Here is a 17,776-nt window from a genome sequence, read left to right as displayed (position 1 = left end):
GTTTCCCGTCGAACTGTCGAAAGGCCGCCCTCGGGCGGCCTTTCTTGTATAATGAGGCAAAAGAGGCCTGATGATATGAACGACAATGAACTTGAACTGGACCCGGTGGTCTACATCGTCATTGGCAGGGTCTGGGAAAATGAAGACGCTTCGCCGGATGACGCCATCACCATTCACGCGCTGCTGACAGCGCCGGATGACGACGATGCGGTTCGCAAGACACTTGAATCTCTCTCGGCTCAGGGCTTTGCGGAAGCCGAGCTCGACCAGATCGGCGTGATGGATGGCGAACCGGATGATCCGGTTTACGAAGGTGCCTACCAGGATGCGCTTGCCGGGAACGTTGCGATCGTGACTTTCACGGCCTGAGGAGACTGAAAGATCGCTCGCCCGCAAATACCTGCCGTGCGTCAGACGCATATTGGCGGGTGAGGGGCTATGGCCGGCGAATCCGGAATGCGCTTATGGCGGGTCCGTCTGGAATCGGTCCCATGAATCAAGGGCCTGTGTTGCCCGATGACCTGGCAAAACCCACAGATCTGACCTGATTTGAGTCATTCCGGTTAGAGTTGATTCAGAATTCTGCCGGAATGCGGAATCTGCCAGCGCAATAAAATTACCGAAAAGGTGCTGAAAACTACCGTTTGGCGCTGGTAAGTTGCGGAAATCGTGTCGGAAATTCAGATGGCGAAACAGTAACCCGCACAAACGCTGTTTTTTCGACAAAGCACTTGACGCAATGGGTGCATATGAGTAGTTTCCGCGCATCCCAAGGGCAGGCGGTAAGTGTGAACCCGTCCAGCGCCACCAAGGCGCAGGACCCAGTCCTCTTAAACGCTGCCGGGTTATATAGGCGAATACGCGTCGATTGCATGACCGCGGGGTAACTCGTGGTCCTCTGGTTTTTCGCAGCGCCGGCCGCTCTTCATTGAGCGCGCGGGCGCGATTTTGCATGTCTTCACGGCTCAAACCGGGGAGGGGTCAAGGTCAGCGAGGGACTGCAGTTGCATACGAATTTTTGGATGGACAAGGTAAAGGGCAAAGAATGCCGACCATCAACCAGTTGATCCGCAAGCCGCGGAAAGATCCGCCGAAGCGGAACAAGGTGCCGGCCATGGAGGCCTGCCCCCAGAAGCGTGGTGTTTGCACCCGCGTTTACACGACGACGCCGAAGAAGCCGAACTCGGCTCTGCGTAAGGTGGCCAAAATCCGCCTGACCAACGGCTTCGAAGTCATTGGCTACATCCCGGGTGAAGGTCACAACCTTCAGGAACACTCGGTGGTTATGATCCGCGGCGGTCGCGTAAAGGACTTGCCGGGTGTGCGCTACCACATCATCCGTGGTGTGCTCGATACCCAGGGCGTCAAGGATCGTAAGCAGCGCCGTTCGAAGTACGGCGCGAAGCGGCCGAAGTAAGGAGCACATCAGATGTCCCGTCGTCACCGCGCTGAAAAACGCGAAATTAACCCGGATCCGAAGTTCGGGGATATCGTCGTAACGAAGTTCATGAACTCCATCATGTACGACGGTAAGAAGTCGACTGCCGAGCGCATCGTTTACGGTGCTTTCGACGTCGTCGAAAACAAGACCCGCGAGAACCCGATCGAAGTGTTCCACGCTGCTCTTGAGAACGTTATGCCGCAAGTGGAAGTTCGCTCCCGCCGTGTTGGTGGTGCGACCTACCAGGTCCCGGTCGAGGTTCGTACCGACCGCCGTCAGGCGCTGGCTATTCGCTGGCTGATCACTGCGGCTCGCAATCGTAACGAAACCACGATGGTTGACCGTCTTTCCGGCGAGCTGCTCGACGCAGCAAACAACCGTGGTACCGCAGTCAAGAAGCGCGAAGACACGCACCGGATGGCAGACGCCAACCGCGCATTCTCGCACTATCGCTGGTAATTTGTGACTTCGAAGGGCTGACGCAATGGCGCGCACGCATAAAATCGAGGACTACCGCAACTTCGGCATCATGGCTCACATCGATGCTGGAAAGACCACTACGACTGAGCGGATCCTCTTCTACACTGGTAAGAGCCACAAGATCGGCGAAGTTCATGACGGCGCAGCCACCATGGACTGGATGGAGCAGGAGCAGGAGCGTGGCATCACGATCACCTCTGCTGCAACCACCGCTTTCTGGAAAGAAAAGCGCCTGAACATCATCGACACCCCGGGCCACGTTGACTTCACCATTGAAGTTGAACGTTCCCTGCGCGTGCTCGACGGTGCCGTCGCCCTTCTGGATGCAAACGCTGGCGTTGAGCCGCAGACTGAAACTGTTTGGCGCCAGGCCGACAAGTATCATGTCCCGCGGATGATCTTCGTCAACAAGATGGACAAGCTGGGCGCCGATTTCGATCGCTGCGTCAAGATGATCAAGGAACGCCTCGGCGCAACTCCGCTGGTCATGCAGCTTCCGGTTGGCGCTGAAAGCGAATTCGCTGGCTGTATCGACCTTCTGGAAATGAAGGCTCTGATCTGGCAGTCCGAAAACCTTGGCGCTGCCTGGGACGTTGTCGACATTCCGGCCGATCTCGTTGATCGCGCTCAGGAAGCTCGCGATGCTCTGATCGAGACTGTTGTCGAAGTCGACGAAGCTGTCATGGAAGCTTATCTGGAAGGCGAAGAGCCCTCCATCGAGACGCTCAAGAAGCTTATCCGCAAGGGTACGATCAGCACCGAATTCGTGCCGGTCTTCTGCGGTTCCGCGTTCAAGAACAAAGGCGTTCAGCCGCTTCTCGACGCAGTTGTCGACTACCTGCCGAGCCCGGTTGAAGTTCCGGACATCAAGGGTATCGACCCGAAGACAGAAAGCGAAATCGTTCGCAAGTCTTCCGATGAAGAACCGCTCGGCCTGCTGGCGTTCAAGATCGCCAACGACCCGTTCGTTGGTTCCCTGACGTTCTGCCGCATCTATTCCGGCGTTCTGAACAAGGGCGTGTCCCTGCTGAACACCGTGAAAGACAAGCGTGAGCGCGTCGGCCGGATGATGCAGATGCACTCCAACTCCCGCGAAGACATCGATGTAGCCTATGCAGGCGATATCGTTGCTATCGCTGGTCTGAAGGACACCACGACTGGCGACACCCTGTGTGATCCGCTGAAGCCGGTGATCCTGGAGCGCATGGAATTCCCGGAGCCGGTCATCGAGATCGCTGTCGAGCCGAAGACCAAGGGCGACCAGGAAAAGATGGGCCTCGCGCTCAACCGCCTGGCTGCTGAAGATCCGTCCTTCCGCGTCAAAACCGACGAAGAATCCGGTCAGACCATCATCGCCGGCATGGGCGAGCTGCACCTGGACATCATCGTCGACCGCATGAAGCGTGAGTTCAAGGTCGAGGCCAACATCGGTGCGCCGCAGGTGGCTTACCGCGAAACCATCACCAAGGTTTCTGAAGTGGATTACACCCACAAGAAGCAGTCTGGTGGTTCCGGTCAGTTCGCTCGCGTCAAGCTTGTCATCGAGCCGGCCGAGCCGAACGAAGGCTATGTCTTCGAAAGCAAGATCGTCGGCGGGTCCATTCCGAAGGAATACATCCCGGGCGTTACCAAAGGTATCGAAAGCGTCATGTCTTCCGGTCCGCTGGCAGGCTTCCCGATGCTCGATATCAAGGCAACCCTGATCGATGGTGCCTACCACGACGTTGACTCCTCGGTTCTCGCCTTCGAAATCGCCGGCCGTGCCGGTTTCCGCGAAGGTATTGCCAAGGCCGGCCCGAAACTGCTCGAGCCGATCATGAAGGTCGAGGTTGTTACACCGGAAGACTACATGGGTGACGTGATTGGTGACCTGAACTCCCGCCGCGGCCAGATCGCCGGCACGGAGAACCGGGGCGTCGTTACTGTCATCACCGCAATGGTCCCGCTGGCCAACATGTTTGGCTACGTGAACAACCTGCGTTCCATGTCTCAGGGCCGCGCACAGTACTCGATGGTGTTCGATCACTACGAGCAGGTGCCGCAGGCTGTCGCCGAAGAGGTTCAGGCGAAATACGCCTGAGCCCATCCTCTTAACGTCAAGAAGAACTAGAGAAACGGAGTAATCCGATGGCGAAAGAAAAATTTGAGCGCAACAAGCCGCACGTTAACATTGGCACGATTGGCCACGTTGACCACGGCAAGACGACGCTGACCGCAGCAATCACCATGACGCTGGCTGAAACCGGCGGTGCGACTGCAAAAGCTTACGACGAAATCGACGGCGCGCCTGAAGAAAAGGCTCGCGGCATCACCATCTCCACGGCACACGTTGAGTATGAGACGGAAAACCGTCACTACGCACACGTCGACTGCCCTGGTCACGCCGACTACGTCAAGAACATGATCACCGGTGCAGCGCAGATGGACGGCGCGATCCTGGTCTGTTCTGCCGCTGACGGCCCGATGCCGCAGACCCGCGAACACATCCTCCTGGCTCGCCAGGTTGGTGTTCCGGCTCTGGTCGTGTTCATGAACAAGGTTGACCAGGTCGACGACGAAGAGCTTCTCGAGCTCGTCGAAATGGAAATCCGCGAACTGCTGTCTTCCTACGAATTCCCGGGCGACGACATTCCGATCGTCAAGGGTTCTGCACTGGCAGCCGTTGAAAACCGCGATCCGGCCATCGGCCGCGATGCGATCCGTGAGCTGATGGCTCAGGTCGACGCGTACATCCCGACCCCGGAGCGTCCGAAGGACCTTCCGTTCCTGATGCCGATCGAAGACGTCTTCTCGATCTCCGGCCGTGGTACGGTTGTGACCGGTCGTGTTGAGCGCGGTATCGTGAAGGTTGGCGAAGAAGTCGAAATCGTCGGCATCAAGGACACGCAGAAGACCACGGTCACCGGCGTTGAAATGTTCCGCAAGCTGCTGGACAGCGGCGAAGCAGGCGACAACATCGGCGCGCTGATCCGCGGTATCGCACGTGAAGACGTTGAGCGTGGCCAGGTTCTTTGCAAGCCGGGTACTGTTACCCCGCACACGAAGTTCAAGGCTGAGGCTTACATCCTCACCAAGGAAGAAGGTGGTCGTCACACCCCGTTCTTCACCAACTACCGCCCGCAGTTCTACTTCCGTACGACGGACGTGACCGGTGTGGTGTCCCTGCCGGAAGGCACGGAAATGGTGATGCCGGGCGACAACGTCTCCGTTGAGGTTGAGCTGATCGTGCCGATCGCCATGGAAGAAGGCCTGCGCTTCGCTATCCGCGAAGGTGGCCGTACCGTCGGCGCTGGCGTCGTCGCATCCATCATCGAATAATCGACAGCCGGGCCTGCCGGTGACTTTCAAGTGAAACGCGGGCAGGCCCGCAGTCTTATTGGGAACAACAACAATGAACGGTCAGAATATCCGGATCCGCCTGAAGGCGTTTGACCACCGTATTCTCGACGCCTCCACCAAGGAGATCGTCAATACGGCCAAGCGGACCGGTGCTCAGGTACGGGGTCCCGTGCCGCTGCCGACGCGGATCGAGAAGTACACGGTGCTTCGCGGGCCGCATATCGATAAGAAAAGCCGCGATCAGTTCGAGATGCGTACGCATAAGCGCCTTCTCGATATCGTTGATCCGACGCCCCAGACGGTGGACGCGCTCATGAAGCTCGACCTCGCCGCTGGTGTCGACGTCGAGATCAAGCTCTAAGCCGGGTCGAAGGGGACACATCCATGCGTTCTGGAGTGATCGCTCAGAAAGTGGGCATGACCCGCATCTATAACGATGCAGGCGAGCATGTTCCGGTCACCGTTCTGCGGCTGGAAAATTGCCAGGTGGTTGCCCACCGCACTGACGAAAAAAATGGTTACACTGCGCTGCAGCTCGGTGCAGGTACCCGTAAAGTAAAGAATACGCCGAAGGCACTGCGTGGCCACTTTGCTGTTGCAAAGGTCGAGCCGAAGCGGACCGTGGCCGAATTCCGCGTTTCTGCGGAAAACCTGATCGACGTTGGCGCGGAAATGACCGCTGACCACTACGTCGAAGGCCAGTTTGTCGACGTGACCGGCACTTCTATCGGTAAGGGTTTTGCCGGTGCCATGAAGCGTCACAACTTCGGTGGTGGCCGTGCATCGCACGGTAACTCGATCTCGCACCGTTCGCACGGTTCTACCGGTCAGTGTCAGGACCCGGGCCGCGTGTTCAAGGGCAAGAAAATGGCCGGTCACATGGGTGATGCCCGCGTGACCACGCAGAACCTGAAGGTTGTGCGCACTGATGTTGAGCGTGGCCTGATCATGGTCGAGGGCTCTGTTCCGGGCGCCAAGGGCGGCTGGATCCTGGTCCGCGACGCGATCAAAAAGGCGCTGCCGGAAAACGTTCCGGTTCCGGGTGCTTTCAAAGCAACCGAAGCGACTGCGGCCGCCGGGAAGGAGAGTGAGTGATGGAACTCCAGGTCAAGACCCTCGAAGGTGGGGCGGCCGGTTCGATCACGGTGTCTGACGAGATCTTCGGTCTCGAGCCGCGCACCGATTTGATCCACCGTGTGGTGCGTTGGCAGCTGGCCAAGCGCCAGGCAGGCACCCACAAGTCGCTGGGCCGTTCGGAAGTTTCCGGTACGACGAAGAAATTCGTTCGCCAGAAAGGCTCCGGCGGCGCACGTCACGGCAACAAGAAGGCCCCGCAGTTCCGCGGTGGTGGTAAGGCATTCGGCCCGATCGTTCGCGATCACAGCCATGACCTGCCGAAGAAGGTTCGCGCCCTCGGCCTGAAGCATGCCCTGTCTGCGAAAGCCAAGACAGACAGCATCGTTGTTGTCGAAGACGCGAAGGCAGCCGAAGCAAAGACCAAGGCACTCAAGGCACAGCTGACCAAGCTCGGCTTGACCAGCGCCCTGATCATTGACGGCGCCGAGGTCGATGCAAACTTTGCTCTGGCATCCCGCAACATTCCGCATCTGGATGTGCTGCCGGTTCAGGGCATCAACGTTTACGACATCCTGCGTGCCAACACCCTGGTGTTGACCAAGGCTGCGGTGTCCGCACTTGAGGAGCGCTTTAAATGAGCAAACTTCCTCACTACGACAAAATCGTCGGCCCGGTAATCACCGAAAAGTCGACGATGGCTTCCGAAGAGAACAAGGTTGTCTTCAAAGTTGCTAACGATGCAACGAAGCCGGAAATCAAGGCCGCAGTCGAAGCGCTGTTCGGTGTAAAGGTCACGGCAGTGAACACCCTGGTCCGCAAGGGCAAGGTCAAGCGCTTCCGCGGTCGCATCGGCCGTCAGTCCGACTACAAGAAGGCCGTCGTTACGCTGCAGGAAGGTCACGCAATCGACGTGACCACCGGGCTCTAAGACGGGGACTTAAGAAAAATGGCACTTAAGACATTCAACCCGACGTCCCCAGGCCGCCGTCAGCTGGTTCAAGTTGATCGCTCTGGTCTGTGGAAAGGCAAGCCGGTCAAGACCCTGACCGAAGGCCTGTCCAAGTCCGGTGGCCGCAACAACGCCGGCCGCCTGACGTCTCCGAACCGCGGTGGCGGTCACAAGCGGTCTTACCGTCTTGTCGACTTCAAGCGCCGTAAATGGGACGTTCCGGCAACGGTCGAGCGCCTTGAATACGATCCGAACCGGACCGCGTTCATTGCACTCATCCGTTACGAAGACGGTGAACTGAGCTACATCCTGGCGCCGCAGCGCCTGGCTGCTGGCGATACCGTCATCGCCGGTGAATCCGTCGACGTGAAACCGGGTAATGCCGCGCCGCTGGCTCGCATTCCGGTTGGCACGATCGTGCACAATGTCGAGCTGAAGCCGGGCAAAGGCGCCCAGATCGCTCGTTCGGCAGGCGCGTTCGTTCAGATCGTCGGCCGCGACCAGGGCTACACTACGCTGCGCCTTATGTCTGGCGAGCAGCGTCGTGTGCTCGGAACCTGCATGGCTTCCATTGGCGCCGTGTCCAACCCGGACCACGCCAACGTTAACCTGGGTAAAGCAGGCCGTTCCCGCTGGCTTGGCATTCGTCCGCATACCCGCGGTGTTGCCATGAACCCGATCGACCACCCGCACGGTGGTGGTGAAGGCAGGACCTCCGGCGGTCGTCATCCGGTTACTCCTTGGGGTAAACCGACCAAAGGTAAGCGTACGCGGCGCAATAAGCAGACTGATAAGTTTATCGTCCGCAGCCGTCACGCGAAGAAGTAAAGGGCAAGGATCGTGGCACGTTCGATCTGGAAAGGTCCGTTTGTCGACGGGTATCTGCTGAAGAAAGCGGACAAGGTCCGTGAGTCCGGCCGGAACGAGGTCATCAAGACCTGGAGCCGCCGCTCTACCATCCTGCCGCAGTTCGTCGGTTTGACCTTCGGCGTCTACAACGGTCAAAAGCACGTTCCGGTGCTGGTGTCTGAGGAAATGATCGGTCACAAGTTCGGTGAGTTTTCGCCGAGCCGGACCTATTATGGACACGGCGCCGACAAGAAGGCGAAGAGGAAGTAACGATGGGCAAGCCGAAGCGTGAGCGGACGCTCGCTGACAATGAGGCCCGGGCAATGACCCGCATGCTGCGCGTTTCCCCGCGCAAGCTGAACCTCGTTGCGGCTTCGATCCGTGGCAAAAAGGTTGGTTCCGCGATTGCGGACCTGACATTCTCCCGCAAGCGCATTGCGCAGGACGTCAAGAAAACCTTGATGTCGGCCATTGCCAACGCGGAAAACAACCATGACCTGGACATCGACAACCTGGTGGTTGCTGAAGCACATGTCGGCAAGGCATTTGTGATCAAGCGGTTCCAGGCCCGTGCACGCGGCCGCGTTGGCCGGATCGAGAAGCCGTTCTCGAACCTGACCATCGTCGTGCGCGAAGTTGAGGAGACTGCCTGATGGGACATAAGACAAACCCGATCGGCATGCGCCTCGGGATCAACCGCACCTGGGACAGCCGCTGGTACGCGAACAAGAACGAATACGGCGATCTTCTGCACGAAGATTTCCGCATCCGTGAGCTCCTGCTGAAGGAACTGAAGCAGGCTGCCGTATCCAAGGTTGTTATCGAACGCCCGCACAAGAAGTGCCGTGTGTCCATTCACTCCGGTCGTCCGGGTGTGGTCATCGGTAAAAAGGGTGCCGATATCGAGCGTCTTCGCAAGAAGATCGCCGACATCACCAATTCCGAAGTGCATCTCAACATCGTTGAAGTGCGCAAGCCGGAAATCGACGCGACCCTGGTCGCCCAGTCGATTGCCCAGCAGCTGGAACGCCGCGTTGCTTTCCGTCGCGCCATGAAGCGGGCCGTTCAGTCCGCCATGCGTCTCGGTGCACAGGGCATCCGTATCAACTGCGGTGGCCGTCTCGGCGGTGCGGAAATTGCGCGTATCGAATGGTACCGCGAAGGCCGCGTCCCGCTTCACACGCTGCGTGCAGACATCGACTACGGTGTTGCAAGCGCTCACACGGCTTACGGCGTGTGCGGTGTGAAGGTCTGGATCTTCAAGGGTGAAATTCTGGAACACGATCCGATGGCGTCTGAGCGCCGTGCGACCGCTGCTTCCGAAGGCAACCAGGGTGATCGCGGCGGACGCCGGGATCGGGGCCGCGAGCGCGCAGCTTAATTCAAGCTGCCTGCCGCTCGTAACTTAAGAAAGACGAGAGAAGAACGATGCTGCAACCGAAGCGCACAAAGTTCCGCAAGCAGCACAAGGGCCGCATCCACGGCTTGTCGAAGGGAGGCACTGACCTCAACTTCGGCGCATTCGGTCTGAAGGCGATTGAGCCGGAGCGTGTTACGGCACGTCAGATCGAAGCGGCCCGCCGTGCTATGACCCGCCACATGAAGCGTGCGGGTCGTGTTTGGATCCGCATCTTCCCGGACGTCCCGGTTTCCTCGAAACCTGCTGAAGTCCGCATGGGTAAAGGTAAGGGTTCTCCGGATTACTGGGCTTGCCGTGTCAAGCCAGGCCGGATCATGTTCGAAATCGACGGTGTGCCGGAAGACATTGCGCGTGAAGCCATGCGTCTTGCTGCAGCCAAACTGCCGATCAAGTGCCGCTTCGTTCAGCGTATCGGCGAGTAGGGCAGGCGAGGAGTTAGAGCCATGAAGGCTACCGATGTACGGGCTAAGACCCTCGACGAGCTCCGCAGTGAGCTTGAAGGCCTGAAGAAAGAGCAGTTCAACCTGCGCTTCCAGCGGGCTACGGGTCAGCTTGAAAACACTGCGCGTGTCCGGCAGATCCGCCGTGATATCGCGCGTATCCAGACGATCATGCGCGAAAAGCGCGTGTCGGCGAACGCGTAAGGAGACGGCCATGCCGAAGCGTATCCTGCAGGGCACCGTTGTCAGCGACGCCAATGACAAGACGGTGACGGTGAATGTGGAGCGCCGCTTCACGCACCCGCTGCTGAAGAAGACTGTGCGCCGGACCAAGAAGTACCGCGCACACGACGAAACCAACCAGTACAAGGTTGGCGACATTGTTCAGATCGAAGAATGCGCGCCGATCTCTAAAAACAAACGTTGGACCGTGGTCGCTCAGTGACCGCGCTCCATTCAGTGAGCATCAGGCGCCCGTGACCCGAGCGCCATCAGAAGAACAAGGCAGCCAGTCATGATTCAGATGCAAACAAACCTCGACGTCGCGGATAATTCCGGCGCTCGTCGTGTCATGTGCATCAAAGTGCTCGGCGGCTCCAAGCGTAAATATGCCCAGGTAGGCGACATCATCGTCGTCTCCGTGAAAGAGGCAATTCCGCGGGGCCGCGTTAAGAAGGGCGACGTGATGAAGGCTGTCGTCGTGCGCACGGCAAAGGATATCCGCCGTCCCGATGGCAGCGTGATCCGGTTCGACCGCAATGCGGCCGTGCTGGTCAACAACAACAAGGAGCCGATCGGCACCCGTATCTTCGGACCGGTACCGCGCGAACTCCGTGCAAAGAACCATATGAAAATCATTTCGCTCGCGCCGGAGGTGCTCTGATGGCTGCGAAAATTAAAAAAGGCGACACGGTGGTCGTGCTGACCGGCCGTGACAAGGGTAAGTCCGGCGAAGTCATCCAGATGCTGCCGGCTGACAACAAGGCCCTGGTCCGCGGCATCAACATGGTTCGCCGCCACCAGAAGCAGACCCAGACGCAGGAAGCAGGCATCGTGGCCAAGGAAGCCCCGATTCACCTTTCCAACGTTGCACTGGCCGATCCGAAGGACGGCAAGGCGACCCGCGTCGGCTTCAAAGTGCAGGACGATGGCACCAAGGTCCGTGTGGCCAAGCGTTCGGGAGACCTGATCGATGGCTGAGACCACTAACGTGCCGCGTCTCAAGACGCATTATGACGAAGTTGTGCGCAAGCAGCTTCTGGAGAAGTTCCAGTACAAGAACGTCATGCAGGTTCCGCAGCTGGAAAAGATTGTCCTCAACGTCGGTGTCGGCGAAGCGGTCAGCGATTCCAAGAAGGCGCGTATCGCAGCTGACGACCTGGCACTGATCGCCGGTCAGAAGCCGGTGATCACCAAGGCGAAAAAGTCGATCGCAACCTTCAAGGTTCGTGAAGGCATGCCGCTTGGTGCAAAGGTTACCCTGCGCCGCCAGCAGATGTTCGAATTTCTGGACCGTCTGATCACCATCGCGCTGCCGCGCGTACGTGACTTCCGTGGTCTGAACCCGAAGAGCTTCGACGGTCGCGGCAACTATGCCATGGGCATCAAAGAACACATCGTGTTCCCGGAAATCGAGTACGACAAGGTCGACCAGATCTGGGGCATGGACGTGATCATCTGCACCACGGCGCCGAATGACGATGAAGCACGCGAGCTTCTGCGCGCGTTCAACTTCCCGTTCACGAAGTAACGGGCAAGGAAGGGATCGACGATGGCGAAGAAAAGCGCAATCGAGAAGAACAAGCGCCGCGAGAAGCTTGTAAAGAAATACGCTGAGAAGCGCGCTGCCCTGAAGGCACTGGCTAAAGATGAAAGCCTGTCCCTGGAAGAGCGGTACAACGCACGCCTGAAGCTGGCAAAATTGCCGCGGAATTCCGCGCCGAACCGCGTTCGCAACCGTTGCGAAGTGTCCGGCCGTCCGCGCGGTTTTTACCGCAAGCTGAAGATGTCGCGTATTGCGCTTCGTGAACTGGGCTCCCTGGGTAAGATCCCGGGCCTGGTCAAGTCGAGCTGGTAAGGAGAAACTCCGATGGCAATTTCTGATCCGTTGGGGGATATGCTGACCCGCATTCGCAACGCGCAGATGCGTCGCAAGAACAAGGTCAGTTCACCAAATTCCAAATTGCGCGCACATGTACTTGATGTGCTCGCAAAAGAGGGGTACATCCGTGGCTACACCACGGTTGAATACGAGGGCGGTAAGTCCGAGTTGGAAATCGAACTGAAGTATTTCGACGGTGAACCGGTTATTCGCACGATTGAACGTGTGTCCAAGCCGGGCCGCCGCGTGTACTCGTCGGTGAAAAACATCCCGCATGTCTCTAATGGCCTGGGCGTGTCGATCATTTCGACTCCGCGTGGTGTCATGAGCGACCATCAGGCGCGGGACGAAAACGTAGGTGGTGAGGTTCTTTGCCGCGTCTTCTGATGCGGCATCCTCACTTTTAAAACAACGACAAGGTTGGTCATATGTCTCGTATTGGCAAAAAGCCAGTCCCCGTGCCAAGCGGGGTAACGGCATCGATCGACGGTCAGACTGTTACGATCAAGGGCCCGAAAGGCGAAAAGTCTTTCGTGCTCAATGATCTTGTTCTGGCCGAAATGACGGATGATGGGATCAAAATCGATCCGTGCAACAGCTCCAAGCCGGCTCGCTCCATGTGGGGCATGAGCCGCACCATGGTCGCGAACCTGATCACTGGCGTAACCGAGGGCTTCAAGAAAGACCTCGCCATCACCGGTGTCGGTTATCGCGCTCAGGTCCAGGGCAAGAACCTTCAGCTGGCGCTCGGTTTCTCTCATGACGTTGTCTATCCGATCCCGGATGGTATCGATATCGTGTGCCCGAAACCCACGGAAATCAACATCACCGGTACCGACAAACAGCGCGTCGGTCAGGTTGCTGCTGAAATTCGTGAATTCCGCCCGCCGGAGCCCTACAAGGGCAAAGGCGTTCGTTATGCAGGCGAGTTCATCGTCCGCAAAGAAGGCAAGAAGAAGTAACGGACCCAGATCATGGCGAACAGCAAACAAGCTTTCGAGCGCCGCCGCGATCGCGTGCGCCGTTCGATTCAGAAAGCCGCGAACGGTCGTCCGCGCCTTTCTGTCTTCCGCTCGTCGAAGCAGATCTACGCCCAGATCATCGACGATGCGAAGGGACATACGATTGTCTCTGCTTCAACGATCGAAACAGATCTCAAGAGCAGCCTGAAAACGGGCGCCGACGTCGCTGCAGCCGCAGCCGTTGGCAAGCTAGTCGCCGAGCGTGCTGCTGCCGCTGGCGTAAAGCAGGTCGTGTTCGACCGTGGCGGGTACCAGTATCATGGGCGCGTGAAAGCGCTTGCTGATGCAGCCCGTGAAGGTGGACTTGAATTCTGACCAGCGCCCGTTGGCGCTCTTAAGAACGGAAGACGTATAATATGGCGAGACAAGAAAATCGCGATCGCGACGAGCGAGACAGCGAATTCGTCGACAAGCTCGTTCACATCAACCGCGTTGCGAAAGTGGTCAAGGGTGGCCGTCGTTTCGGCTTCGCAGCACTCGTTGTGGTTGGTGACCAGAAGGGCCGCGTCGGCTTCGGTCATGGCAAGGCGCGTGAAGTGCCGGAAGCCATCCGTAAGGCAACTGAAGCAGCAAAGCGCACGATGATCCGTGTACCGCTTCGCGAAGGCCGGACCCTCCACCACGATGTGGAAGGCCGTCACGGCGCTGGCAAGGTTCTGCTTCGTGCAGCTCCGGCCGGTACCGGTATCATCGCAGGCGGTCCGATGCGTGCCGTTTTCGAAACGCTCGGCGTCCAGGACGTTGTGGCCAAGTCTCTGGGGACTTCCAACCCCTACAACATGGTGCGTGCAACTTTTGCTGCGCTGACCAAGGAAGACAGCCCGCGTTCCGTCGCTGCCCGCCGTGGCCTGAAGGTCTCTGTGCTGCAGTCCCGCCGTCGTGACAACAACGATGAGGCGGCTTCGGCTGCCGCTGAGGCTTGACCTTAGCGGCTCCGGTCCCCAGCTGAGAGAGGGTATGTTCCATGGCGAACACCGAAAAGACTGTCACGGTCGAACAGATCGGCAGCCCGCTGCGCCGTCCTAAGGACCAGCGCGCGACGCTCGTCGGTCTCGGCCTGAACAAGATGCACCGCCGTTCCACACTGAAGGATACTCCTGAAGTGCGCGGCATGATCAATAAGGTCCAGCATCTCGTTCGCGTCGTCGAAGACAACGCGTAAGAACGGGGTGAGGAGAAACGAACATGAAGCTCAATGAACTTCGTGACAACGAAGGTGCCGTAAAAGACCGCATGCGTGTGGCTCGCGGCATCGGGTCCGGCAAGGGCAAGACTGGTGGCCGTGGTGTCAAAGGTCAGAAGTCCCGTTCCGGCGTTGCCATCAAAGGCTTTGAAGGCGGTCAGATGCCGCTTCACCGCCGTCTGCCGAAGCGCGGCTTCACGAACATTTTTGCCAAGGACTACAACACTGTGTCCGTTGGCCGTGTTCAGAAGGCGATTGATGCAGGCAAGCTGAATGCGTCCGAGACGGTTACCGTCGAAGCGCTGAAGGCAGCAGGCGTTGTCAAGCGGGTCCGTGACGGTGTGCGCATCGTTGCCAACGGTGAACTCACCGCTGCAGTGACCTTTGAAGTTGCCGGTGCCTCCAAGGGCGCTGTTGCAGCGATCGAAAAAGCAGGCGGCAAGGTTGCCGTTCTGGGAGCTCAGGCTTAACAGCCTGGGCTTCACCCATTTCTTGGGCAAGCATTCCGGAGTAGGGCATGGCATCGGCCGCCGAGCAACTGGCGTCAAATCTCAATTTCTCAGCTTTCGCCAAGGCTGAAGAACTCAAAAAGCGCATCTGGTTCACACTGGGGGCGCTTTTGGTTTATCGACTGGGCACTTACATTCCCTTGCCCGGCATCAATCCGGACGCCTTTGCGCAGGCCTTCAATCAGGCCCAGTCCGGCATCATCGGCATGTTCAACATGTTTGCCGGCGGTGCTGTCGAGCGCATGGCGATCTTCGCTCTCGGCATTATGCCGTATATTTCCGCCTCCATTATCATGCAGCTCATGACGACCGTCGTACCGACGCTCGAGCAGATGAAGAAGGAAGGCGAGCAGGGCCGCAAGGTCATCAACCAGTACACGCGCTACGGCACTGTTATCCTGGCGGCTTTCCAGGCTTACGGTATCGCAGTCGGTCTGGAAGGAGCGACCAATGTGGTTGCCGACCCGGGCTGGTTCTTCCGGGCTTCAACTGTTCTGACGCTTGTCGGCGGTACCATGTTCCTGATGTGGCTCGGTGAGCAGATCACATCGCGCGGTATCGGTAACGGTATTTCGCTGATCATCTTTGCCGGCATTGTTGCCGGTCTGCCGGTCGCGCTGGTCAACGTGCTTGAACTCGGCCGCCAGGGCTCGATGTCGACGATCCTGATTCTCGGCATCCTGATACTGGCTGTCGTGGTGATCGCACTGATCGTGTTCATGGAACGGGCTCAGCGCAGATTGCTGATTCAGTATCCTAAGCGCCAGATGGGCAACCGCATGTTCGAGGGCAACACCTCGTTCCTGCCGCTCAAGCTCAACACTGCTGGTGTGATTCCGCCGATCTTCGCTTCTTCCCTCCTGCTGGTTCCTGCCACAATCGGTGGCTTCAGTCAGGGTTCGGGCAATGAGTGGCTGACGTATATCACTGCGGCGCTTGGTCACGGCCAGCCGTTGTTCATGGTGTTCTACGCAGCGATGATCGTGTTCTTCTGTTTCTTCTATACCGCGATCGTTTTCAATCCGAGCGACACTGCGGACAACCTGAAGAAACACGGCGGTTTCATTCCCGGAATCCGTCCCGGCGAGCGTACAGCGCAGTATATCGACTACGTTCTGACGCGCATTACGGTGGTCGGTGCAATTTACATCACCGTCGTTTGTCTATTACCCGAATTCCTTATTTCGGCGACAGGCGTTCCGTTCTATTTCGGTGGCACCTCTTTGTTGATTGTCGTAAGCGTGACGATGGATACCGTGTCACAGATCCAGGGGCATTTGCTTGCGCACCAATATGAGGGTCTGGTGAAAAAAGCGAAATTAAGTGGGAGGCGTCGATGAGGCTTATTCTGGTTGGACCGCCAGGAGCGGGGAAGGGGACACAGGCCGCGCACCTCGTTGCGAAATACGCGATCCCGCAGCTCTCCACCGGAGACATGCTGCGGGCCGCAGTGGCCGCCCAGACCCCGGTAGGCGTTAAAGCCAAGGAAGTCATGGACGCAGGTGGCCTCGTGTCGGATGAGATCGTTGTCGGTATCATCCGCGACCGGATCGCCGAAGAAGATGCCAGGAACGGATTCATTCTTGATGGTTTTCCCCGCACGCTTGCCCAGGCCGAAGCGCTTGACGAGATGCTGGAAGCAAACAGCCTCAAACTGAACGCCGTCATCGAACTGCGTGTCGACCAGTCGAAGCTGGTCGATCGGATCATCAAGCGCGCCGCTGACGCACAGGCTGCTGGTCAGCCCGTGCGCAAGGACGATGATCCGGAAGTCTTCAAGCAACGCCTTGAAGCCTACAACCGCGATACCGCAGTTGTTGTGCCGTATTACGAGAAGACAGGTCTTCTTTCCGTGATTGACGGCATGCAGTCCATTGATGAAGTGACGGCTTCAATAGATTCCGTTCTTCAAGGACTTGACGAAAAGGTTTAGAGCCGTTAAACGACCCGCTCTACCTTACAGTTAAGCCGGTTCCATGTAAGTGGGGCCGGCATTCTCTGTGCCGGGGTTACCCCGGCATTTTCGTACCCGCAAGGGCCGGACTCCACCGGACGCGGGCATTACAACCTGCGGCAAGACCATGGTCTCGCTGCGTAATCATGGAGACGAACGTGGCACGTATTGCTGGCGTTAACATCCCGACGAACAAGCGCGTTGTCATCGCGCTTCAGTATATTCACGGCATCGGCGCGAAGTTCGCGCAGGAAATCATCGAGAAGAACAACATCGATGCTGCCCGCCGTGTGAACGAGCTTTCCGACGCAGAAGTTCTGTCCATCCGCGAAACCATCGACCGCGATTACCTCGTTGAAGGTGACCTGCGCCGTGAGACCGCGATGAACATCAAGCGTCTGATGGACCTTGGCTGCTACCGCGGCCTGCGTCACCGTCGCGGCCTGCCGGTTCGCGGTCAGCGGACGCACACGAACGCACGTACCCGCAAGGGTCCGGCTAAACCGATCGCTGGTAAGAAGAAATAATTACCCTGCCTCGATTGGTGGTGGAGCTGCCGGCATTACGGCAGTGACGAGATCAAAACAAGGATAAGAGAATGGCTAAAGACACGACGCGCGTGCGTCGCCGCGAACGCAAGAACATCTCTTCTGGCGTCGCGCATGTGAACTCCACGTTCAACAACACCATGATCACGATCACCGACGCACAGGGCAACGCGATCTCCTGGTCGTCCGCCGGTGCACTCGGTTTCAAAGGTTCCCGTAAGTCCACTCCGTATGCTGCCCAGGTTGCTGCGGAAGATGCTGCGAAAAAAGCTGCCGAGCACGGCATGCGCACCCTGGAAGTGGAAGTGCGCGGTCCGGGTTCCGGTCGTGAATCTGCTCTGCGTGCCCTGCAGGCCGCCGGTTTCCTGATCACGTCCATCCGTGACGTGACGCCGATTCCGCACAACGGCTGCCGTCCGCGCAAGCGTCGCCGCGTCTAAGGCTTCCCAGCTTTAGGTACTTGT

General features: G+C 58.3%; 30 protein-coding genes. All 30 read left to right on the top strand.

The features are described 5' to 3' along the window. The first annotated feature begins 75 nt into the window (after positions 1 to 75). On the top strand, positions 76 to 369 hold the full coding sequence (locus J7447_RS28445) for a hypothetical protein (protein WP_023001587.1): 294 nt from the start codon (positions 76 to 78) through the stop codon (positions 367 to 369). A gap of 676 nt (positions 370 to 1,045) precedes the next feature. Next, positions 1,046 to 1,417, top strand: a complete 372-nt coding sequence (gene rpsL, locus J7447_RS28440; RefSeq protein ID WP_006936459.1) for a 30S ribosomal protein S12 — start codon at positions 1,046 to 1,048, stop codon at positions 1,415 to 1,417. Positions 1,418 to 1,429: 12 nt separating this feature from the next. Then, positions 1,430 to 1,900, top strand: coding sequence for a 30S ribosomal protein S7 (rpsG, locus tag J7447_RS28435; RefSeq protein WP_023001588.1), 471 nt, complete (start codon positions 1,430 to 1,432; stop codon positions 1,898 to 1,900). Between the two features lie 25 nt (positions 1,901 to 1,925). Then, positions 1,926 to 4,001: an elongation factor G gene (gene fusA, locus J7447_RS28430; RefSeq protein ID WP_023001589.1), complete on the top strand. Its 2,076-nt coding sequence runs from the start codon at positions 1,926 to 1,928 to the stop codon at positions 3,999 to 4,001. Between the two features lie 47 nt (positions 4,002 to 4,048). After that, positions 4,049 to 5,239, top strand: a complete 1,191-nt coding sequence (gene tuf, locus J7447_RS28425) for an elongation factor Tu (RefSeq protein ID WP_006936456.1) — start codon at positions 4,049 to 4,051, stop codon at positions 5,237 to 5,239. Between the two features lie 73 nt (positions 5,240 to 5,312). Next, complete coding sequence (gene rpsJ / locus J7447_RS28420) at positions 5,313 to 5,621, top strand: 30S ribosomal protein S10 (protein ID WP_006936455.1); 309 nt, start codon at positions 5,313 to 5,315, stop codon at positions 5,619 to 5,621. Positions 5,622 to 5,644: 23 nt separating this feature from the next. Next, positions 5,645 to 6,355, top strand: coding sequence for a 50S ribosomal protein L3 (rplC, locus tag J7447_RS28415; RefSeq protein WP_209171586.1), 711 nt, complete (start codon positions 5,645 to 5,647; stop codon positions 6,353 to 6,355). Continuing rightward, positions 6,355 to 6,975 carry a 50S ribosomal protein L4 gene (gene rplD / locus J7447_RS28410; protein WP_022998241.1) on the top strand — a complete coding sequence of 207 codons (621 nt, stop codon included), beginning with the start codon at positions 6,355 to 6,357 and terminating at the stop codon, positions 6,973 to 6,975. Before rplC ends, rplD begins: the two co-directional genes overlap by 1 nt. Further along, positions 6,972 to 7,265 carry a 50S ribosomal protein L23 gene (locus tag J7447_RS28405; RefSeq protein ID WP_006936452.1) on the top strand — a complete coding sequence of 98 codons (294 nt, stop codon included), beginning with the start codon at positions 6,972 to 6,974 and terminating at the stop codon, positions 7,263 to 7,265. The genes rplD and J7447_RS28405 overlap by 4 nt, the downstream gene beginning before the upstream one ends. A gap of 18 nt (positions 7,266 to 7,283) precedes the next feature. Then, positions 7,284 to 8,114, top strand: coding sequence for a 50S ribosomal protein L2 (gene rplB / locus J7447_RS28400; RefSeq protein ID WP_055654715.1), 831 nt, complete (start codon positions 7,284 to 7,286; stop codon positions 8,112 to 8,114). A 12-nt stretch (positions 8,115 to 8,126) separates the two neighbouring features. Further along, a complete protein-coding gene (rpsS, locus tag J7447_RS28395; protein ID WP_022998243.1) occupies positions 8,127 to 8,405 on the top strand; it encodes a 30S ribosomal protein S19 in 279 nt (92 codons plus the stop codon). 2 nt (positions 8,406 to 8,407) lie between these two features. Then, on the top strand, positions 8,408 to 8,788 hold the full coding sequence (gene rplV / locus J7447_RS28390) for a 50S ribosomal protein L22 (protein WP_006936449.1): 381 nt from the start codon (positions 8,408 to 8,410) through the stop codon (positions 8,786 to 8,788). Further along, positions 8,788 to 9,516, top strand: a complete 729-nt coding sequence (gene rpsC / locus J7447_RS28385) for a 30S ribosomal protein S3 (protein ID WP_006936448.1) — start codon at positions 8,788 to 8,790, stop codon at positions 9,514 to 9,516. The genes rplV and rpsC overlap by 1 nt, the downstream gene beginning before the upstream one ends. 47 nt (positions 9,517 to 9,563) lie before the next feature. Beyond that, a complete protein-coding gene (gene rplP / locus J7447_RS28380) occupies positions 9,564 to 9,977 on the top strand; it encodes a 50S ribosomal protein L16 (RefSeq protein ID WP_022998244.1) in 414 nt (137 codons plus the stop codon). Positions 9,978 to 9,998: 21 nt separating this feature from the next. Beyond that, positions 9,999 to 10,199, top strand: coding sequence for a 50S ribosomal protein L29 (gene rpmC / locus J7447_RS28375; RefSeq protein ID WP_006936445.1), 201 nt, complete (start codon positions 9,999 to 10,001; stop codon positions 10,197 to 10,199). A gap of 10 nt (positions 10,200 to 10,209) precedes the next feature. Then, entirely contained in the window at positions 10,210 to 10,440 is a 231-nt protein-coding gene (gene rpsQ / locus J7447_RS28370) for a 30S ribosomal protein S17 (RefSeq protein ID WP_022998245.1), read from the top strand. 69 nt (positions 10,441 to 10,509) lie between these two features. Beyond that, positions 10,510 to 10,878 carry a 50S ribosomal protein L14 gene (gene rplN, locus J7447_RS28365; protein ID WP_006936443.1) on the top strand — a complete coding sequence of 123 codons (369 nt, stop codon included), beginning with the start codon at positions 10,510 to 10,512 and terminating at the stop codon, positions 10,876 to 10,878. After that, positions 10,878 to 11,195 carry a 50S ribosomal protein L24 gene (gene rplX, locus J7447_RS28360; protein WP_006936441.1) on the top strand — a complete coding sequence of 106 codons (318 nt, stop codon included), beginning with the start codon at positions 10,878 to 10,880 and terminating at the stop codon, positions 11,193 to 11,195. Before rplN ends, rplX begins: the two co-directional genes overlap by 1 nt. Further along, complete coding sequence (gene rplE / locus J7447_RS28355; RefSeq protein WP_022998246.1) at positions 11,188 to 11,745, top strand: 50S ribosomal protein L5; 558 nt, start codon at positions 11,188 to 11,190, stop codon at positions 11,743 to 11,745. The genes rplX and rplE overlap by 8 nt, the downstream gene beginning before the upstream one ends. A gap of 21 nt (positions 11,746 to 11,766) precedes the next feature. Further along, positions 11,767 to 12,072 (top strand): 30S ribosomal protein S14, encoded by a 306-nt coding sequence (gene rpsN / locus J7447_RS28350; RefSeq protein WP_006936439.1) that lies wholly within the window; start codon positions 11,767 to 11,769, stop codon positions 12,070 to 12,072. A gap of 12 nt (positions 12,073 to 12,084) precedes the next feature. Then, positions 12,085 to 12,483: a 30S ribosomal protein S8 gene (gene rpsH / locus J7447_RS28345; RefSeq protein WP_006936438.1), complete on the top strand. Its 399-nt coding sequence runs from the start codon at positions 12,085 to 12,087 to the stop codon at positions 12,481 to 12,483. Positions 12,484 to 12,524: 41 nt separating this feature from the next. Then, the gene (gene rplF / locus J7447_RS28340; RefSeq protein ID WP_022998247.1) at positions 12,525 to 13,058 is read left to right on the top strand and encodes a 50S ribosomal protein L6; all 534 of its coding nucleotides are present in this window, start codon (positions 12,525 to 12,527) and stop codon (positions 13,056 to 13,058) included. Positions 13,059 to 13,070: 12 nt separating this feature from the next. Next, positions 13,071 to 13,433, top strand: coding sequence for a 50S ribosomal protein L18 (gene rplR, locus J7447_RS28335; protein WP_022998248.1), 363 nt, complete (start codon positions 13,071 to 13,073; stop codon positions 13,431 to 13,433). Positions 13,434 to 13,474: 41 nt separating this feature from the next. Beyond that, the gene (gene rpsE / locus J7447_RS28330; RefSeq protein ID WP_006936434.1) at positions 13,475 to 14,041 is read left to right on the top strand and encodes a 30S ribosomal protein S5; all 567 of its coding nucleotides are present in this window, start codon (positions 13,475 to 13,477) and stop codon (positions 14,039 to 14,041) included. A gap of 41 nt (positions 14,042 to 14,082) precedes the next feature. Next, positions 14,083 to 14,280 carry a 50S ribosomal protein L30 gene (rpmD, locus tag J7447_RS28325; protein ID WP_006936433.1) on the top strand — a complete coding sequence of 66 codons (198 nt, stop codon included), beginning with the start codon at positions 14,083 to 14,085 and terminating at the stop codon, positions 14,278 to 14,280. Positions 14,281 to 14,303: 23 nt separating this feature from the next. After that, complete coding sequence (gene rplO / locus J7447_RS28320; RefSeq protein WP_022998249.1) at positions 14,304 to 14,771, top strand: 50S ribosomal protein L15; 468 nt, start codon at positions 14,304 to 14,306, stop codon at positions 14,769 to 14,771. Positions 14,772 to 14,818: 47 nt separating this feature from the next. Continuing rightward, the gene (gene secY / locus J7447_RS28315) at positions 14,819 to 16,150 is read left to right on the top strand and encodes a preprotein translocase subunit SecY (RefSeq protein ID WP_022998250.1); all 1,332 of its coding nucleotides are present in this window, start codon (positions 14,819 to 14,821) and stop codon (positions 16,148 to 16,150) included. Further along, complete coding sequence (locus J7447_RS28310) at positions 16,147 to 16,743, top strand: adenylate kinase (RefSeq protein WP_022998251.1); 597 nt, start codon at positions 16,147 to 16,149, stop codon at positions 16,741 to 16,743. The genes secY and J7447_RS28310 overlap by 4 nt, the downstream gene beginning before the upstream one ends. A 179-nt stretch (positions 16,744 to 16,922) precedes the next feature. Continuing rightward, entirely contained in the window at positions 16,923 to 17,291 is a 369-nt protein-coding gene (gene rpsM, locus J7447_RS28305; protein WP_031268319.1) for a 30S ribosomal protein S13, read from the top strand. A 71-nt stretch (positions 17,292 to 17,362) separates the two neighbouring features. Further along, complete coding sequence (rpsK, locus tag J7447_RS28300; RefSeq protein ID WP_006936427.1) at positions 17,363 to 17,752, top strand: 30S ribosomal protein S11; 390 nt, start codon at positions 17,363 to 17,365, stop codon at positions 17,750 to 17,752. Positions 17,753 to 17,776: the final 24 nt, after the last annotated feature.

The sequence above is a fragment of the Labrenzia sp. R5_0 genome (assembly GCF_017743835.1).
Lineage (GTDB): Bacteria > Pseudomonadota > Alphaproteobacteria > Rhizobiales > Stappiaceae > Roseibium > Roseibium algicola.
This window is presented reverse-complemented; position numbering and strand designations above follow the sequence as displayed.

Bases quoted from the DNA above. Each gene is read 5' to 3' on its own strand.
- rpmD (WP_006936433.1), top strand. From the start codon at position 14,083: ATGGCGAACACCGAAAAGACTGTCACGGTCGAACAGATCGGCAGCCCG.
- rplV (WP_006936449.1), top strand. From the start codon at position 8,408: ATGGGCAAGCCGAAGCGTGAGCGGACGCTCGCTGACAATGAGGCCCGG.
- rplE (WP_022998246.1), top strand. From the start codon at position 11,188: ATGGCTGAGACCACTAACGTGCCGCGTCTCAAGACGCATTATGACGAA.
- rplC (WP_209171586.1), top strand. From the start codon at position 5,645: ATGCGTTCTGGAGTGATCGCTCAGAAAGTGGGCATGACCCGCATCTAT.
- rplR (WP_022998248.1), top strand. From the start codon at position 13,071: ATGGCGAACAGCAAACAAGCTTTCGAGCGCCGCCGCGATCGCGTGCGC.
- fusA (WP_023001589.1), top strand. From the start codon at position 1,926: ATGGCGCGCACGCATAAAATCGAGGACTACCGCAACTTCGGCATCATG.
- rpsK (WP_006936427.1), top strand. From the start codon at position 17,363: ATGGCTAAAGACACGACGCGCGTGCGTCGCCGCGAACGCAAGAACATC.
- rpsL (WP_006936459.1), top strand. From the start codon at position 1,046: ATGCCGACCATCAACCAGTTGATCCGCAAGCCGCGGAAAGATCCGCCG.
- rplO (WP_022998249.1), top strand. From the start codon at position 14,304: ATGAAGCTCAATGAACTTCGTGACAACGAAGGTGCCGTAAAAGACCGC.
- rplB (WP_055654715.1), top strand. From the start codon at position 7,284: ATGGCACTTAAGACATTCAACCCGACGTCCCCAGGCCGCCGTCAGCTG.
- rpsQ (WP_022998245.1), top strand. From the start codon at position 10,210: ATGCCGAAGCGTATCCTGCAGGGCACCGTTGTCAGCGACGCCAATGAC.
- rpsJ (WP_006936455.1), top strand. From the start codon at position 5,313: ATGAACGGTCAGAATATCCGGATCCGCCTGAAGGCGTTTGACCACCGT.
- rpmC (WP_006936445.1), top strand. From the start codon at position 9,999: ATGAAGGCTACCGATGTACGGGCTAAGACCCTCGACGAGCTCCGCAGT.
- rplF (WP_022998247.1), top strand. From the start codon at position 12,525: ATGTCTCGTATTGGCAAAAAGCCAGTCCCCGTGCCAAGCGGGGTAACG.
- J7447_RS28445 (WP_023001587.1), top strand. From the start codon at position 76: ATGAACGACAATGAACTTGAACTGGACCCGGTGGTCTACATCGTCATT.
- rplN (WP_006936443.1), top strand. From the start codon at position 10,510: ATGATTCAGATGCAAACAAACCTCGACGTCGCGGATAATTCCGGCGCT.
- J7447_RS28405 (WP_006936452.1), top strand. From the start codon at position 6,972: ATGAGCAAACTTCCTCACTACGACAAAATCGTCGGCCCGGTAATCACC.
- rplP (WP_022998244.1), top strand. From the start codon at position 9,564: ATGCTGCAACCGAAGCGCACAAAGTTCCGCAAGCAGCACAAGGGCCGC.
- tuf (WP_006936456.1), top strand. From the start codon at position 4,049: ATGGCGAAAGAAAAATTTGAGCGCAACAAGCCGCACGTTAACATTGGC.
- rpsH (WP_006936438.1), top strand. From the start codon at position 12,085: ATGGCAATTTCTGATCCGTTGGGGGATATGCTGACCCGCATTCGCAAC.
- rpsC (WP_006936448.1), top strand. From the start codon at position 8,788: ATGGGACATAAGACAAACCCGATCGGCATGCGCCTCGGGATCAACCGC.
- rpsG (WP_023001588.1), top strand. From the start codon at position 1,430: ATGTCCCGTCGTCACCGCGCTGAAAAACGCGAAATTAACCCGGATCCG.
- rplX (WP_006936441.1), top strand. From the start codon at position 10,878: ATGGCTGCGAAAATTAAAAAAGGCGACACGGTGGTCGTGCTGACCGGC.
- rplD (WP_022998241.1), top strand. From the start codon at position 6,355: ATGGAACTCCAGGTCAAGACCCTCGAAGGTGGGGCGGCCGGTTCGATC.
- J7447_RS28310 (WP_022998251.1), top strand. From the start codon at position 16,147: ATGAGGCTTATTCTGGTTGGACCGCCAGGAGCGGGGAAGGGGACACAG.
- secY (WP_022998250.1), top strand. From the start codon at position 14,819: ATGGCATCGGCCGCCGAGCAACTGGCGTCAAATCTCAATTTCTCAGCT.
- rpsN (WP_006936439.1), top strand. From the start codon at position 11,767: ATGGCGAAGAAAAGCGCAATCGAGAAGAACAAGCGCCGCGAGAAGCTT.
- rpsE (WP_006936434.1), top strand. From the start codon at position 13,475: ATGGCGAGACAAGAAAATCGCGATCGCGACGAGCGAGACAGCGAATTC.